14 protein-coding genes and 7 tRNA genes are annotated in these 14,287 nt (G+C 58.5%); 6 read left to right on the forward strand and 15 right to left on the reverse strand.

Translation table 11 applies throughout. The features are described from left to right. Positions 1-30 precede the first annotated feature (30 nt). A complete protein-coding gene (locus tag ACLI1Q_RS07195; RefSeq protein WP_239268280.1) occupies positions 31-1,425 on the forward strand; it encodes a DUF2029 domain-containing protein in 1,395 nt (464 codons plus the stop codon). Positions 1,426-1,429: 4 nt separating this feature from the next. Here ACLI1Q_RS07195 and ACLI1Q_RS07200 read toward each other — a convergent pair whose 3' ends face one another. The 15 genes from ACLI1Q_RS07200 to ACLI1Q_RS07270 form a co-directional block, all read right to left on the reverse strand. Continuing rightward, positions 1,430-1,891 carry a hypothetical protein gene (locus ACLI1Q_RS07200; protein ID WP_239268307.1) on the reverse strand — a complete coding sequence of 154 codons (462 nt, stop codon included), beginning with the start codon at positions 1,889-1,891 and terminating at the stop codon, positions 1,430-1,432. Then, positions 1,891-2,994, reverse strand: coding sequence for a glycosyltransferase family 4 protein (locus ACLI1Q_RS07205; RefSeq protein ID WP_239268282.1), 1,104 nt, complete (start codon positions 2,992-2,994; stop codon positions 1,891-1,893). Before ACLI1Q_RS07205 ends, ACLI1Q_RS07200 begins: the two co-directional genes overlap by 1 nt. Continuing rightward, positions 2,994-3,896 (reverse strand): phosphatidylinositol mannoside acyltransferase, encoded by a 903-nt coding sequence (locus tag ACLI1Q_RS07210; protein ID WP_239268284.1) that lies wholly within the window; start codon positions 3,894-3,896, stop codon positions 2,994-2,996. The genes ACLI1Q_RS07205 and ACLI1Q_RS07210 overlap by 1 nt, the downstream gene beginning before the upstream one ends. Positions 3,897-3,980: 84 nt before the next feature. Next, entirely contained in the window at positions 3,981-4,589 is a 609-nt protein-coding gene (gene pgsA / locus ACLI1Q_RS07215) for a phosphatidylinositol phosphate synthase (RefSeq protein ID WP_239268287.1), read from the reverse strand. Beyond that, positions 4,582-5,151, reverse strand: a complete 570-nt coding sequence (locus tag ACLI1Q_RS07220) for an HIT family protein (RefSeq protein WP_005283324.1) — start codon at positions 5,149-5,151, stop codon at positions 4,582-4,584. Before ACLI1Q_RS07220 ends, pgsA begins: the two co-directional genes overlap by 8 nt. Next, the gene (thrS, locus tag ACLI1Q_RS07225) at positions 5,138-7,201 is read right to left on the reverse strand and encodes a threonine--tRNA ligase (protein ID WP_239275209.1); all 2,064 of its coding nucleotides are present in this window, start codon (positions 7,199-7,201) and stop codon (positions 5,138-5,140) included. The genes ACLI1Q_RS07220 and thrS overlap by 14 nt, the downstream gene beginning before the upstream one ends. A 77-nt stretch (positions 7,202-7,278) precedes the next feature. Next, on the reverse strand, positions 7,279-8,505 hold the full coding sequence (locus ACLI1Q_RS07230) for a Dyp-type peroxidase (RefSeq protein ID WP_239268293.1): 1,227 nt from the start codon (positions 8,503-8,505) through the stop codon (positions 7,279-7,281). A 2-nt stretch (positions 8,506-8,507) separates the two neighbouring features. Next, positions 8,508-9,179 carry a copper chaperone PCu(A)C gene (locus ACLI1Q_RS07235; protein WP_239268296.1) on the reverse strand — a complete coding sequence of 224 codons (672 nt, stop codon included), beginning with the start codon at positions 9,177-9,179 and terminating at the stop codon, positions 8,508-8,510. Further along, positions 9,179-9,751 (reverse strand): copper resistance protein CopC, encoded by a 573-nt coding sequence (locus tag ACLI1Q_RS07240; RefSeq protein ID WP_239268297.1) that lies wholly within the window; start codon positions 9,749-9,751, stop codon positions 9,179-9,181. The genes ACLI1Q_RS07235 and ACLI1Q_RS07240 overlap by 1 nt, the downstream gene beginning before the upstream one ends. A gap of 223 nt (positions 9,752-9,974) precedes the next feature. Next, positions 9,975-10,050, reverse strand: a tRNA-Gly gene (locus tag ACLI1Q_RS07245). A gap of 38 nt (positions 10,051-10,088) precedes the next feature. Next, a tRNA-Val gene (locus tag ACLI1Q_RS07250) sits at positions 10,089-10,160 on the reverse strand. Between the two features lie 26 nt (positions 10,161-10,186). After that, positions 10,187-10,257 (reverse strand) — tRNA-Cys (locus tag ACLI1Q_RS07255). Between the two features lie 30 nt (positions 10,258-10,287). Further along, positions 10,288-10,363: transfer RNA gene (locus ACLI1Q_RS07260), tRNA-Gly, on the reverse strand. A gap of 38 nt (positions 10,364-10,401) precedes the next feature. Then, a tRNA-Val gene (locus ACLI1Q_RS07265) sits at positions 10,402-10,473 on the reverse strand. A 53-nt stretch (positions 10,474-10,526) separates the two neighbouring features. Next, positions 10,527-10,602: transfer RNA gene (locus ACLI1Q_RS07270), tRNA-Gly, on the reverse strand. Between the two features lie 257 nt (positions 10,603-10,859). Here ACLI1Q_RS07270 and ACLI1Q_RS07275 point away from each other — a divergent pair. The 5 genes from ACLI1Q_RS07275 (at position 10,860) to msrB (ending at position 14,253) form a co-directional block, all read left to right on the forward strand. Next, positions 10,860-10,934 (forward strand) — tRNA-Val (locus ACLI1Q_RS07275). Positions 10,935-11,021: 87 nt separating this feature from the next. Next, on the forward strand, positions 11,022-11,924 hold the full coding sequence (locus ACLI1Q_RS07280) for a DMT family transporter (RefSeq protein WP_239269816.1): 903 nt from the start codon (positions 11,022-11,024) through the stop codon (positions 11,922-11,924). Between the two features lie 45 nt (positions 11,925-11,969). Next, positions 11,970-12,668 (forward strand): pyrimidine reductase family protein, encoded by a 699-nt coding sequence (locus tag ACLI1Q_RS07285; RefSeq protein WP_284771473.1) that lies wholly within the window; start codon positions 11,970-11,972, stop codon positions 12,666-12,668. A gap of 6 nt (positions 12,669-12,674) precedes the next feature. After that, positions 12,675-13,826, forward strand: coding sequence for a glycosyltransferase family 87 protein (locus tag ACLI1Q_RS07290; RefSeq protein ID WP_284771472.1), 1,152 nt, complete (start codon positions 12,675-12,677; stop codon positions 13,824-13,826). Between the two features lie 10 nt (positions 13,827-13,836). Beyond that, the gene (gene msrB, locus ACLI1Q_RS07295) at positions 13,837-14,253 is read left to right on the forward strand and encodes a peptide-methionine (R)-S-oxide reductase MsrB (RefSeq protein WP_005278963.1); all 417 of its coding nucleotides are present in this window, start codon (positions 13,837-13,839) and stop codon (positions 14,251-14,253) included. Positions 14,254-14,287: the final 34 nt, after the last annotated feature.

The raw sequence follows: 14,287 nt of genomic DNA on the forward strand, positions 1-14,287 counted from the left end.
ACGGCCAAAATATTCCCTACAATCTTTTGGGTGAAAAGATTCGCGACAGTTCCTGCGGTATGGGTGGGGTGGGCTCTCGCCCGCTTGATATTGGTCTATTTTTTGAAGCTCGACCACAGCGCACGCGGCGATGTTGCCTATTATTTCGCCGGCCTTTTTGGCACCGATCCCACGCAGATGACCGAGTATCCCCACGCGGGCACGTGGCCCACCATCATCTTAAGCTGGTTCACCGGTGGAGACCGCGGCGTATTCTATATCGGCTTTACCATCATGACGCTGCTTGTCGATGCCGCCTTCCTCGCCCTCCTACTTCGCCACCACGAACGCAATAAGCGCGTTTTTCTCGCCGGCTGGTTCTGGGTCTTTTTTGGCACGGCTGCAGGACACGTCTTTGTGTGGCGCCTCGATATTTTTCCTGCCGTCGCCGTCGCAGGTGCCGCAGCGCTGCTTATTTCTCATCCCAAGACAGGCGCCGCCCTATTAGGCTTCGCTACCACCATGAAGCTCTGGCCAGGCGTCCTCGCAGCTGGACTGGTAGGGCGTTTTAATAGTTCTAATTCCTGGCTGCGATTGGCGTCCTTTTTCGGCTCCGTTGCTGCTCTTTCGGCGTTGACAGTTTTTACCTCCGGTATGGACCGACTTCTTTCCCCACTGAATTATCAGGGGGTGCGCGGGCTCCAACTCGAATCCGTTCCGGCGACATACTTGCTATTGCAGGCACACCTCACACCGGGTAAATGGCGTTTAGGTTATGCTCCGTCAAAGAGCTTCGAGATTTCTGGCCCGGGCGTCGATGCCGCCATCATGTGGAGCACCATCGCGACGGCCGGGATGCTGGTCTTCGCCCTGAGCTGGGCGCTATACCGCTTCTTCGCCGGAGGCTGGACCTCGCGAACGACGGTCGCCTTTTTCACCCTCATGGTGCTTCTACTCATAGCCACCAATAAAGTATTTTCGCCCCAGTACATCATTTGGCTCGGACCCCTATTCGCGGTGGTCGTACGCCAACAGCTCCCCGCCGGGTTTGTGCCCATCAAAATCTGTCAGGGTTTCCTCGCTGTATGCGCAGTTGCAGCGGCCGCGCTCGGCACCTACATCTACCCTTTCCACTATGACTACGTGTGGAAGTATGTAGGCGAAAACCTGACTCCGGTCTACGTGCTCGTCGCCCGCAACGTGCTCATCCTCGTCATGGTCTTCATCGCGCTCATTTGGTTCATCCTTGAGATAAGCCTGTCGCGCCGCATAGAAAAGGCCATCGTGGCAGCAAGCGACCCGGAGCAAGCCCAAGAAGCCGCCGCAGAGGCCGCGCCCTCACCAGATACCGGGCGAATCAATGTGCCGGGCTCCGACACCGCCGACGCGGACGCCTCCGAGCCTGACGCGAGCACCGATGACACTAGGGAGGTAACGCGCGGCTAAATTTTCAATCCGCCAGCATGTAGTCGAAGTACTCGGGCAATTTAGCGGTTCCGCCGAGGTGGAAAAAACGCACCGCTGGGCGCAGGCGCAGCGCGCGCGTATCGCTGACCGCCTCGTTATAAAAGCGATGCGCCAACTGGATGCGGCCTTCTGCATCCGCCAAGGCGGCCGGGCGCTGGCCTACCGGAAAATCGCGCACGATGGCCGCCGAAAGCTCGCGTTCTACCATGGTGCGGGCTTGAAAATGCCCATGCGAAAGCTCCGTGGATTCGGCCTTTTGCGCCAAGGCGGCAAGATCTGGGGACACAGCCGCAGTTACCGCTGCCCGGCGGTCCAGCGCCGCCTGCAGCTGCGCCAGCGCAGCGTCGGTTCGGATGTGCAGGAAGTTTAACCGCTGCGCGGTGAAAATGGCCCACGATCCCACAAGAATGAGAATAAGCAGCACGATGGTTATTTCTATCGCCATCATCGCTTCACCCTCACCTTCGTGCCATCTTGCACCGTTTCATAAACTTGAATGACCGCCGCGGCAACATGGTCCCAGTCATACATCTGGGCGCGTTGGACGCCATTGCGCACCAGGTGCCGCCGGTAATCGGCATCATCCAGGACCTGGTTGAGCACGCGTGCCAAGTCAGAGGCATCGCCAGTGCGGAAGAGCGCTCCCGCTGGCTCTTCCGATTCTGCGTTGCAGACCGCCTGGAACGCCTCCAAATCCGAAGCCACGACGGCCGCACCGGCGGCCATTGCCTCTACCAGCACGATGCCAAAGCTTTCCCCGCCCGTATTGGGCGCCACGTAAACATCGGCCCGGCCCAAGATCTGTGCCTTTTCTGCATCGCTAACGCGCCCAACAAAATCCACGCCCTCGACCTCGCGGGCGCGGCCGCCGCCCATAATGGTCACGCGGATATTCTTGTTGACCTGGTGCAATGCGGCTAAAAGGATATCCAGGCCCTTCCGCGGCTCATCGAGGCGGCCGAGGAAGACGACCTCGAGTGGGGCATCGGCAAGCGCGGGCTGGCTTTTCTTGCGCGCAAGCGCATAGACGGAGGTATCGACGCCGTTGGGAATCAGGACAGGATCGCCACCCAATTGCTCCACCTGCCAGCGCCGCGCCATATCCGATACCGCAATGCCACCGCGAATCTTTTCCAAAAAGGGTACGAGCAGCGGCTTTGCCAAGGTAAGAATGAGGGAATTGGCCGCCGAGGCGTGGTACGTCGCCACCATGGGGCCGTGTGCCACGGCCAAGGCGGTCATGGAAAAGCTCGGGGAATTGGGCTCGTGGATATGCAAAACGTCAAAATCGCCGTCCCGAATGAAGCGCTTGACCTTGCGCGTTACCTTCGGCCCCACCGACAGGCGCGCAACCGAACCGTTATACGCAATCGGGAAGGCAGGGCCGCCCTTGACCACGAAATCCGGCAGCGGTGTGGACTTCGCGGCGGGCCCAAGGACCTGAACAAAGTGGCCCTGTTCTATGAAAACGGTGGCCAGGTCAAGGATATGGGCCTGCACGCCACCGGGTTCATCAAAAGAATACGGGCAAATGATACCGATGCGCATTAACGGGAACGTTCCTTTCGCGCTTGCCGGCGCCGCTCCACATCCTCGTTCCATTGCGGCTGCAGCATGTGCCAGTCTGCGGGGTGGCGCCGAATGTTGGCCGCAAACCCATCCGCCATGCGCTGGGTGGTCTCCTGCACATCGGTGACCTCTACTTCTGGAGACACCGACAACCCCCAGCCATCGCCTTCAAACCAGGAGTGCACCACGTGGAGCGCTGCGCCGGTTTCAATGGCTAGCTGTGCGGGACCTGCCGCCATATTGGCTTCCTCGCCCATGAAATCTACCGTGACGCCGCTGCGGGTGATATCGCGTTCTGCCAATAGGCACACTACCCCTCCCTCCTCAAGGGCCTCCTTCAGCCGCGCAAAGGGAGGGACCGCCCCACCGGTAAGCGGCAGGACCTCAAAGCCTAATTCCTCGCGGTAATCCACGAAGGCATCAAAAAGCACCTCCGGCTTCAACCGCTCTGCCACGGTGGTAAATTGCCCGTAATGGCCCACCAAGAAAACCCCGGCCATATCCCAGTTGCCGGAGTGCGGCAGCGCCAAGATGACGCCGCGGCCAGACTGCGCCGAGGCATCAAAGTGCTCGAGCCCTTCCAAGCCCTTCATGAGGCGCTCGTGCAGCTGGGGATCCGCATGAATCGCGGGAAGGCGAAACGCCTCCATCCAATAGCGCATATAGGAGCGCATGGAATCGCGCACCAGCTGACGGGTGACGTTTTCTGCCCCCACCACGCGGGTGAGGTTTCTTCGCAGGCCATCCATGCCGCGCCCGCGGTCGCTCGCGAAATCCGCTACCCACCGGAAGATGGTGCGCGCTACCGGGTCGGGCAACCGGCGAACTACCTTCCAGCCCGCCAAATACCCGGCCGCTGCTACATCTTCTTTATCCCACATGGTGCCGGATCCTCCAGAAAAGTTAGTGCGCAAACCACGAACTAGCCGGAACGATAGCCCCTGCTGCGCCCATGTTCGCTTGATTTACATCTCGGCGTCTTGGCGCGCTGCAATGGCAATGCGCTGGTACACGGTAAAGATTGAGCCTACCGCCAAGATCCACAGCGATACCGCCGCAGCATACTCTACGCCCAAGCCCTCCAGGCCGATTCCGCCTAACGCGAGGATGAGGCGTTCTGGGCGCTCAATCAGTCCGCCCACCATGGTGAAACCAGAGGCCTCTCCCCTAGCCTTGATATAGGAAATGACCTGGGAGCAGACCAAGGTTATGAGGCAGGCCGCCACGGTCCATTTGGACGCGTCTGCGGTATACACCAGCCACCAGACGATGGCGCAGAATAACGCGCCATCGGTAATGCGGTCACAGCTTGCATCCAGCGTGGCGCCGAAAGCGCTCGATTTACCGGTCAGCCGCGCCATCGTGCCATCGAGCATGTCAAAGGCGGCAAAGAGGCCGGATAATACGGCGGCTATAAAGAGGTGGCCGGTAGGAATGAGGATCACCGAAATGGCGATGGTCACAATAGTGCCCACAACCGTGACCACGTTGGGAGTCAATCCCAATTTTAAAAAGGTCTTGGCTATAGGTTCCACCACCACGGCGGCGGGCTTTCGCCCATGCACGCTAAGCACGCGAGTCCTCCTCTTCCATGTCACGCCAACCCTCTGCCAGGACACGACGGGTGTCTTGCAGTAGTTGCGGTAATACCTTAGTCCCATCGAGGACAGTCATAAAGTTACTATCCCCGGGCCACCTTGGCACCACATGCAAATGCAGGTGGTCTCCCACCGAGCCGCCGGACGCGCGCCCCAGGTTAAAGCCCACGTTAATGGCCTCTGGGCGTGACACGCGCTTGAGCACCCGCACCGCCTTTTGGGCAAAGGCCATGAGCTCGTGGGATTCTTCCTCGGTGAGGTTTTCCAGCTCGGATTCCTTGCGGTACGGCACCACCATGAGGTGGCCGGCATTATAGGGAAACAAGTTGAGCAGCGCATATACCGTTTCACCGCGCGCGATGATAAGCCCATCCTCATCGCTGCCCTTCGGGGCTTCCACAAAGGGATCTTCGGACCGCTGCGCAATATAGGCCATCCGGTACGGCGCCCACAGTCGCTCCAACCGGTCCGGCTCACCGGCACCGGTATCGACGAATGTTTCCTCGCTTTGGCCCTTCTGCGGATTAGCGCCGGGCACGAATGAGCTCTTCTGTCGGCTGCTCGTTGGTGCGCTCTGCCACCCAGGTGGTAATGAGCTCAACGGCTTCATCAACTGGCACGCCGTTGACCTGCGTGCCATCCAAGAAGCGGAAGGAGACCGCACCGGCTTCCACGTCGCGGGCGCCGGCGACCAGCATGAAGGGAACCTTGCCCGTCGTGTGGTTGCGGATCTTCTTCTGCATGCGGTCATCGGAGGTATCTACATCCGCGCGAATGCCCTTGCGGCGCAGCTTGGCGGCGACGTCCTCCAGATGCGGGACGAAGTCATCCGCCACGGGAATGCCCATGACCTGATGCGGTGCCAACCACGCTGGGAATGCGCCCGCGTAGTGCTCAAGAAGCACTCCGAAGAAGCGCTCGATGGAGCCGAAGAGGGCCCGGTGGATCATGATCGGGCGCTTCTTCGTGCCATCGGATGCGGTATATTCCAGCTCGAAGCGCTCGGGCAGGTTGAAGTCCAGCTGCACCGTGGACATCTGCCAGGTGCGGCCGATGGCATCGCGGGCTTGGACGGAGATCTTCGGCCCGTAGAACGCGGCACCCTCAGGGTCAGGAACGAGCTCGAGCCCGGACTTTTCTGCCACGGACTGCAAGATGGCGGTCGAACGCTCCCAAATCTCATCGGAGCCGACGAACTTATTGGGATCCTTGGTGGAAAGCTCCAGATAGAAATCGGACAGGCCGTAATCCTCAAGCAGCGAGATGATGAAGTCCAGGACCTGGGTGAGTTCTTCTTCCAACTGCTCTTCGGTGCAGTAAATGTGGGCATCGTCCTGGGTAAAGCCGCGCGCACGCGTCAGGCCATGCACCACGCCGGACTTTTCGTAGCGGTAGACCGTGCCGAATTCAAACAGGCGCAACGGCAGCTCGCGGTAAGAACGGCCGCGGGATGCAAAGATCAGGTTGTGCATCGGGCAGTTCATCGGCTTGGCATAGTAGTCCTGCGGCTCCTTGACGGTATTTCCCTCGGCGTCGTACTCGCCATCGAGCTGCATCGGCGGGAACATGCCATCGGAGTAGAAATCAAGGTGGCCGGATTTACGGAAGAGGTCGCCCTTTGTGATGTGCGGGGTATTGACAAAGGAGTATCCCGCCTGCACGTGGCGGTTGCGGGAGTGGTTTTCCATCTCCATGCGCACGGTCGCGCCATTGGGGTGGAATACGGGGAAACCGGAACCGATTTCATCCGGGAAGGAGAAGAGATCCAGTTCTTGGCCCAAGCGGCGGTGGTCGCGCTTTTCTGCCTCTTCCACCATGGTCTGGTAGGCAGCCAGTGCATCCTTGGACTCAAAGGCGGTGCCGTAGATTCGCTGCAGGCCGGCGTTGGCCTGATCGCCGCGCCAGTAGGCGGCAGACGAGCGAGTCAGGGCAAAGGCCGGAATGTATTTCGTGGTGGGAACGTGCGGGCCGCGGCACAGGTCGAACCATTCCACCTCATTGGTGCGCGGGTTCACATTGTCATAGTGCGTCAGATCGCCAGCGCCCACCTCGGCGGCCTCGTCGGAGTCCGGGTCCACATTGCCCTTGTCCTGGATAAGCTCCAGCTTGAAGGGCTCATCCTGCAAGGCCTGTTCCGCCTCTGCCGTGGAGGCATAGGTGTGGCGCTCGAAGCGCTGGCCGCCCTTGATGATCTTCTTCATCCGTTTTTCCAGGTTCTTGAGATCCTCCGGGGTGAAGGGCTCGGCGGTCTGGAAATCGAAGTAGAAGCCGTTCTCAATGGACGGGCCAATGCCCAGCTTGGTGCCGGGGAACTCGGCCTGCACGGCCTGGGCCATGACGTGGGCGCAGGAGTGGCGAATGACGGCGCGGCCATCTTCCTCACAGGCGGCTACCGGGACAAATGTCGATTCCTCATCCGGGGTATGCGAAAGGTCATACAAGGTACCGTCCACGCCGCGGACTACCACGACCGCCTCTGGGCCCTTATTGGGCAGGTTCAGCTCGCGGAGGGCCGCACCAACCGCTTGCCCGGCTGGCACGGTGAAGGATTCGTAATTTACCGGTGCTGCGGGAATAAGTTCCGCCATATTCGCGCTCCTTTTTGCGCTCACGCAGATACGGCATACCTGGCCGCATCCACTAGTTAAATTTACGGATCGTCATTCTACAGGCCAGCATGCGTGCAAAGCGATTCCGCCCACCACGTTTCTTTGCCATCGCTGCCTTTAGTTCCCGGAGGGCAGAAATACATCGCCGAACCGATGTGGGTAAGCCACTCATTCAACAGGTCCGCCTCATCAAGGCGCGCCTGGATGGGTTCGAATTGCTTGGTGGGATCCTGCTGGTAACAGATGAAAATCTGGCCAATATTGGATAGTTGGCCATCCTTGTCATCCGGCGGCAGCTCGTAATTATAGGGGCGGCGCAAGATCTTTTGCTCCGGGTGGTCCTTGGGCGCAGTCGCGCGCGCCATGTGGGAGTTCTTATCAATGACGGGCAGGCCATACTCATCCGTGGCCTTAAAGTCCGCCTCATCGAATTCCTTATCACCCGTAAGCGGTGCCCCATTTTCCAGCTTGCGCCCCACCGCATTTTCGCGGGAGGAGCGGTCCAGCTTTTCCCAGGTATCGAGGTTCATGCGGATGCGGCGCACCACCATGGCCGCACCACCCTGCTGCCACTTCGGGCCATCCTCGATCCAGACCTGCTCCGCGAATTGTTCATCGCCGCGCGGGTTTACGGTGCCATCTTTTTGGCCAAACATATTGCGCGCGGTCGCACCCTTTTCGTGGCTGCCGTAGGCGTTGATAAAGCCCTGCTGCAGCCAGCTAACTTCGGCATAGTGCTCGCCTGAGCGCACCATGTGCCGGAGCGCATAAGTATTCATCAGCGGGTCATCGCTGCAGATTTGCAGGACGATGTCAGTTTGGCCCCACTTGTCTTCTAATTGGTCGCGGGAATAGGCACGGACATCGCCAAGCCACTCCGGCTTATCCACGCCCAGCAGGGAGAAAATGCGCTCGCCCAGCCCACACGTAATGGTGAGGTTCGCAGGCTGGCGCACCATTTCCGGTTCCAAGGTCCCCAACGGCGGCTGGCCCGTGCACAGCGCTCGCGCGTCCTCAGTCCACAGCTTCATCAGCCGGGCAAAGCCCTGCTTGCCGATGCCCTCTTTAAGATCAAAGCCCACCAAGTTCAGGTGCGCTTGCTCCGGCGTGTCAATGCCGGCCTGGTGTGGGCCGTCGAAAGCCACGGTGGCATCGGCAAGCGGGGGCTGCTCCTCCGCTTGAGCGTGTGGTGTTGATTTATCCGAGTTGCATCCCACCAGCGCAATGGCGCTGGTAGACACTGCAGCGCCGGTGAGAAATCCCCTTCTGCTGAATCCCGTCATAATTAGTGCTTGTGGTTTTCTTTCTCGTCGTCCTTGCTGGAGTGGTCGTGGCCAGAGTGATCGTGACCGGAGTGGTCATGGCCGGCGTGATCGGAGTGATCGTGGCCCGCGTGACCGTGGTCCATGCCCTCCATGTCGCCGTAGTCCTCATCGCCAGCGCCCATGGTGCGGGCCTGGATGGTGCCCAGGTCAAGCTCCTCGCCGTCAGACAGGGTGACCGTCATCTCGAGGGAATCACCAGGCATGATGCCCTCCTTCATGCCCATCAGCATGAAGTGGTCGCCGCCAGGAGCAAGCTCGTGGCTCTCGCCGGCCTTGACAACCAAGGGGCTGGACTTTTCGCGCATCTGGCCATCGACGGTCTCGTGAATCTGGTTCATCTCTGCGTCCAGGCTCGTGGAGAAACCGGCGATCTCGATGTCTTTATCCGAGTGGTTGACCAACGTACCGAAGATGGCGGTCATATCCTTGTCTTCGTTGGCGCGGACAACGGCGTCCTCGAAGGTCAGGTCCTTATCCGCTGCCGCAGTGGATTCGCTGGCTTCTGCAGTCGAAGATGCAGCTGAAGTCGAGTCCGAGTTGCTGGAATCGTTCTCGTTATCTGGGGAGCAACCGGCAAGAACCACGGCACTGAGGGATACGCCGGCAATCAGGCGGGAAATTTTCTTCGTCATTATTTGTGACCTTTCGAGTCGTTTCGACGGGTTTTTGCGATCAACAAAGCCAGAACGGCCGCTATGGCCAGCACACCGCCCACTCCCAGGATGATTTTCACCGAGGTGGGCATATCGCTCGAAGAATCTGCAGCTCCATCTGCATCTGCAGCGTCGGTGGAGGAAGCGTCATCGCTATCCCCACCTGTGACCGTAAATGAGACCCCACCGCGCGTGGCGTGTCCATCCGAGGAGGTGATGTTGTAACCCACCTGGTAGTTACCTGGGCCGGGATCGACATCATCTGGAGTCGTGATCGTCAGATCGCGTTCATCTAGCTCCGGCTCCTGGCTAAAGATCTGTTCCCCAGTGTCCTTATTGGTTACCGCAAAGGTGTTGAACTGGTCCTTTGGAATGCCGGAGAACTCCAAGGTGATTTCCTCAGGAAACTCCTCGAGCTGGTCGCCCTCCTTCACAGTTCCGCCCACGACGGAATCGTGCGCCAGTGCTACGGGTGCGGATCCGCCGACGATAAGCGCGGTAGCTCCCACTGCCACTGCCGTGCGGCGCAACCAAGGTACGCGATGGCTCATTTTCAGCTCCTTCAGTTCTGAATTTTGCGTGTGCATGCAAAGACATCCTAATCCCACCGAATGGCTTGGTGACAATCGTGGTCATCAGTGTGTCTCTTCAAGAGTCGGTAACAGTATCTCTATAGTTCCGCACCGAAGCGAAAAAGTCTGCGATCTCCATCACTTCAGAAGAGTGGGGTGTGCCAGATACAAAAAAGCCGCCTTGCTAACAAGGCGGCTTGAATGGAGCGGATGACGAGACTCGAACTCGCGACCCTCACCTTGGCAAGGTGATGCGCTACCAACTGCGCTACATCCGCATGCGAAACCAGGCCCGGTTTCTAGGACAAAGTCCTTGTGCGCGATACTGGGATTGAACCAGTGACCTCTTCCGTGTCAGGGAAGCGCTCTCCCACTGAGCTAATCGCGCCCAATGCCCAAAGAGGCATTAAGTTGAGGTGGAAACGGGAATCGAACCCGTGTGCACGGTTTTGCAGACCGTTGCCTCACCACTCGGCCATTCCACCGTGGCGATACCGCCTCACACAATACAGTGCTGGAGCGGATGACGAGACTCGAACTCGCGACCCTCACCTTGGCAAGGTGATGCGCTACCAACTGCGCTACATCCGCATGCGAAACCAGGCCCGGTTTCTAGGACAAAGTCCTTGTGCGCGATACTGGGATTGAACCAGTGACCTCTTCCGTGTCAGGGAAGCGCTCTCCCACTGAGCTAATCGCGCGCTATTCATTTAGTTCCACTTTCCTCGGTGGCATAATACCCTCTAGAAAAGTGTGGAGCGGATGACGAGACTCGAACTCGCGACCCTCACCTTGGCAAGGTGATGCGCTACCAACTGCGCTACATCCGCATCGCGCCGCAGTGCTTCATGCTTTGCGGTGCGTGAACAAACATTATCGTGCTCCCTGCCAGTTTCCAAATCCCCAGCCCAGCACACCTATTGCGCGGCGTAAATCACTCACTTATCGGCGCTGTGAATTGCAGAGGTGTCATTTAACCCGCGCGTCAGCCTTACTAGGCCTTTCATCTTTAACCCCCATCTTCCACGCCCTCCATCCAGCCAATTAGGAAAATGGAACGCACCGGGTGTAAATTTATCCCCCGCAAGGTCCTATAGCTCAGTGGGAGAGCGTTCCGTTCACACCGGAAAGGTCACTGGTTCAATCCCAGTTAGGACCACCACCGCCCACTTAAGCTTAATTTTCTTCGCTTAGGTGGGCTTTCCCATTCAAGTGGGCTTTTTGTCTTATCTGAGTAAAGTGTCCACTCGTGTTGTGGATACTTTTGGGAATTCTTGCTGGTCTGGTCTTACCGATACAAACGCTGGTCAATACCCGCCTTCGCGCCTCCACCGGTACCCCGTTTTCCTCCTCGATGATTTCCTTCGCCGTGGGAACGGTCACCCTGCTTATCGTGGCCACGGCCATTACCGGCGGGGATTACGGCATTGCGCAGGCTTTTGATGAACCACTCTGGATTTGGTTCGGCGGTTTGCTGGGAGTTGTGGCTCTGACCGGAAATATTCTTCTCTTTCCACACTTAGGCGCGGTACAGACTGTGGTCTTACCCATTGCTGGGCAAGTCATCATGGGCCTTATAGTTGACCACTTCGGACTCTTCGAGTCCCCTCAATCTTCCCTCACGGCAGTGCGCGCCATCGGTGCCATTATCGTGCTTGTCGGCGTGATTGCAGTGGTAGCTACCCCGAGCGCGGCAACAAGTAGTGAGGATTCCGCGACCGCCCTGTGGCTCTGGCGGCTTGCCGGGTTTATCTTTGGCTGTTTTACCGCCAGCCAATCCGCTATCAACGGACATCTGGGCCAGGTCACGGGCTCTCCGGTCAGCGCTGCGCTGGTATCTTTCGCCGTCGGCGTTACCGCCCTGGTCATCGTCAATATCGTGTTGCGTTGGCGCCCCCGCATCGAGCGCCCAGAAGGAAAACCCAACCCGTGGTGGATGTGGATAGGCGGTGTATTGGGCGCGCTTTTCATCTTCGGCAACGCCGCCCTCGTTCCGCAGATTGGTACTGGCCTCACCGTCGTCGCCGGCCTGCTTGGCTCGATGTTGGGCTCGCTCATCATTGACCGCGTAAGCGGCGCCCCCATTAAATCCCGCCAGGTCCTTGGCATTGCCCTCCTCTTAACCGGTGTTGTACTCATTCGGCTGGTGTAATTAACGGGACCCTTCAGGCTCGCACAACCATTACACTGGCAGGACATGGACATAGCTTCGCTTTTAGGGCCCGAGCCCACTGACCTACCCGCCCTCCGGGCCAATATGGTTTCTACCCTCACCGGGTCTGCCACCATCAACGACCTTTCTGAGGCCATGGGCAATGACACCGATGGAAAGCTTTTCCAGGCCCTGCGTGGCTGGGCGGACGTTGTTTTTGTGGGTGGGCAAACGGTCAGGTCAGAAGATTATTCGGGAGTAGAGCAACACTCTCCCGATTCGCCTCCCGCCCCCATTGCCGTACCCACGCAAAGCTTGAAGTTTGATCCGAACTCGAAATTCTTAACCTACTTCACCACCGCCCCGATCTTCCTTGTCCCCCACGCGGCGCTGCAGAACCCGGAGGTCTCCACAAGGCAAGGCCCCCTTGAGGCGGCAGGCGCAGAGGTAATCGATGCAGGTGAAGGCACCATGCAGGACTATCTCCGCGTATTGCGGGAGCGTGGATTTCAACGCATCCTCTGCGAGGGTGGGCCAGGAATGCTCGGCCAGCTGGTGCATGTCGATGCCATCGACCAGATGTATCTCACCTTGGATCCCCACCTGTCCACCGGCGTGGAAAAGCCCGTGGCTACCTTTCATGGCACGCACTCCCACCGCCGAATGCACCTAGAAAATATTGCTGCAGATACTGATAGCACGGTGTTTCTGCGATACTCGCGCGCGTCTGAACCCGTAGACTAAAAGGTCGTGTCTGCTCGAATAAACGCCGCCGCATGGCCTATTGCCGTTCTCCTCGTCATTCAGCGCGTTTTCATCGTCGCGCGCAATGGGACGCTGACTGATGATTTCACGACGGTCTATAGCGCGCTAAGGCGCATGGTTGACGGTATTCCGGTGTATGAGCAGGCCTATAACCATGTGGATCCGTTGTATCTCTACACCCCGGGCGCCACGCTCTTCTTATCGCCTTTAGCGTGGCTCGATTTCGGCCCAGCGCGCGGCCTTTTCATCGTGGTCAACGCGGTTGCCATTATCGCCGCACTGGCGCTACTGACCCACGTGGTAGGTAGAAAGCTCACCTCACCGATCTTTCCGGTCTCAATTGCTTTAGCCTTCGCCACGGAATCTGTCACCAATACTTTGGCGTTTACCAATATCAACGGTGTGCTCTTATTTTGCATGGCGTTTTTCCTGTGGGCTTTTATAGAAGCAGAACGCACCCCGCAGCTCGCGTGGGTTTCCGGTATAGCCATTGGGCTAGCCATTTTGATTAAGCCCCAATTCGCGCCCCTCCTCTTCTTACCCCTAGTCAAACTGCAGTGGCGCAACCTCCTCGCGGGGCTGGGGATTCCGGTGGTGCTTAACGTCCTCGCGTGGCCGCTGGTGCCCGGTGCAAGCGGTTACCTGGACAAGCTTGTGCCCTATCTGTCCACGACCCGCGATTATGCCAATTCCTCCTGGGCGGGATTACGCGCCTATGTGGAATTTAGCCCCGTCCTCTACTGGGTGGTGTGGATAATCTTTGCCGCTTTGGTCGGCTGCGCGGTGCTTGGGCTACTGCGGTGGCGACAATCCGAACCGGTGTTTTGGGCGCTGACGACGAGTGGCGCGATTATGGTGGGGATCTTCTTCTTGTCCTCGCTAGGACAGCAATATTATTCAATGTGGCTATTCCCGCTAATATTCACCGTGGTCCTGCCGCGCTCCGTCTTTCACTCAGTGGGCGCATGGGTGGCCGCGTTCCTGTTCTTGGCGCCTGTGTCGTGGACGTCGCACGCGCACCCGGATGCTGGGCGGTGGATGAACTTCTTCTCCGGCACCGTGGGGTGGAGCCTGCTCATCGTCATCACCTTCGCCTGCGTTGCCGGATGGTGGCGTGCCACGCAAATAAAGGATTAAACTTAAAGTCATGACTGATTTTAAGCTCATTGCTGATGCCGACTGGCAAAAGCGCCTTAGCCCCGAAGAATATTACGTATTGCGCGAAGCTGGCACGGAGCCACCGCACGTGGGCAAATACACCGACACCACCACGGAAGGTGTCTACTCCTGCAAGGCCTGCGGCGAGGAGCTATTCCGTTCCACCGAGAAGTTTGATTCCCACTGCGGTTGGCCGTCCTTCTTCTCCCCGCTAGCCGGTGACAAGATTATCGAGCGAGAAGATAACTCCCTGGGCATGCGCCGCATCGAGGTTCTGTGCGCCAACTGCGAGTCCCACTTGGGTCACGTTTTCGAAGGCGAAGGCTACGATACCCCGACCGACCTGCGCTACTGCATCAACTCAATTTCCTTGAACTTGGAAGAAAAGCCCGTCGAGGAAAACTAGGATTTCACTACTCCGCGCAGTGAGATGAAATGAC

Source organism: Corynebacterium limaceinasi (assembly GCF_046717465.1).
GTDB lineage: Bacteria > Actinomycetota > Actinomycetes > Mycobacteriales > Mycobacteriaceae > Corynebacterium.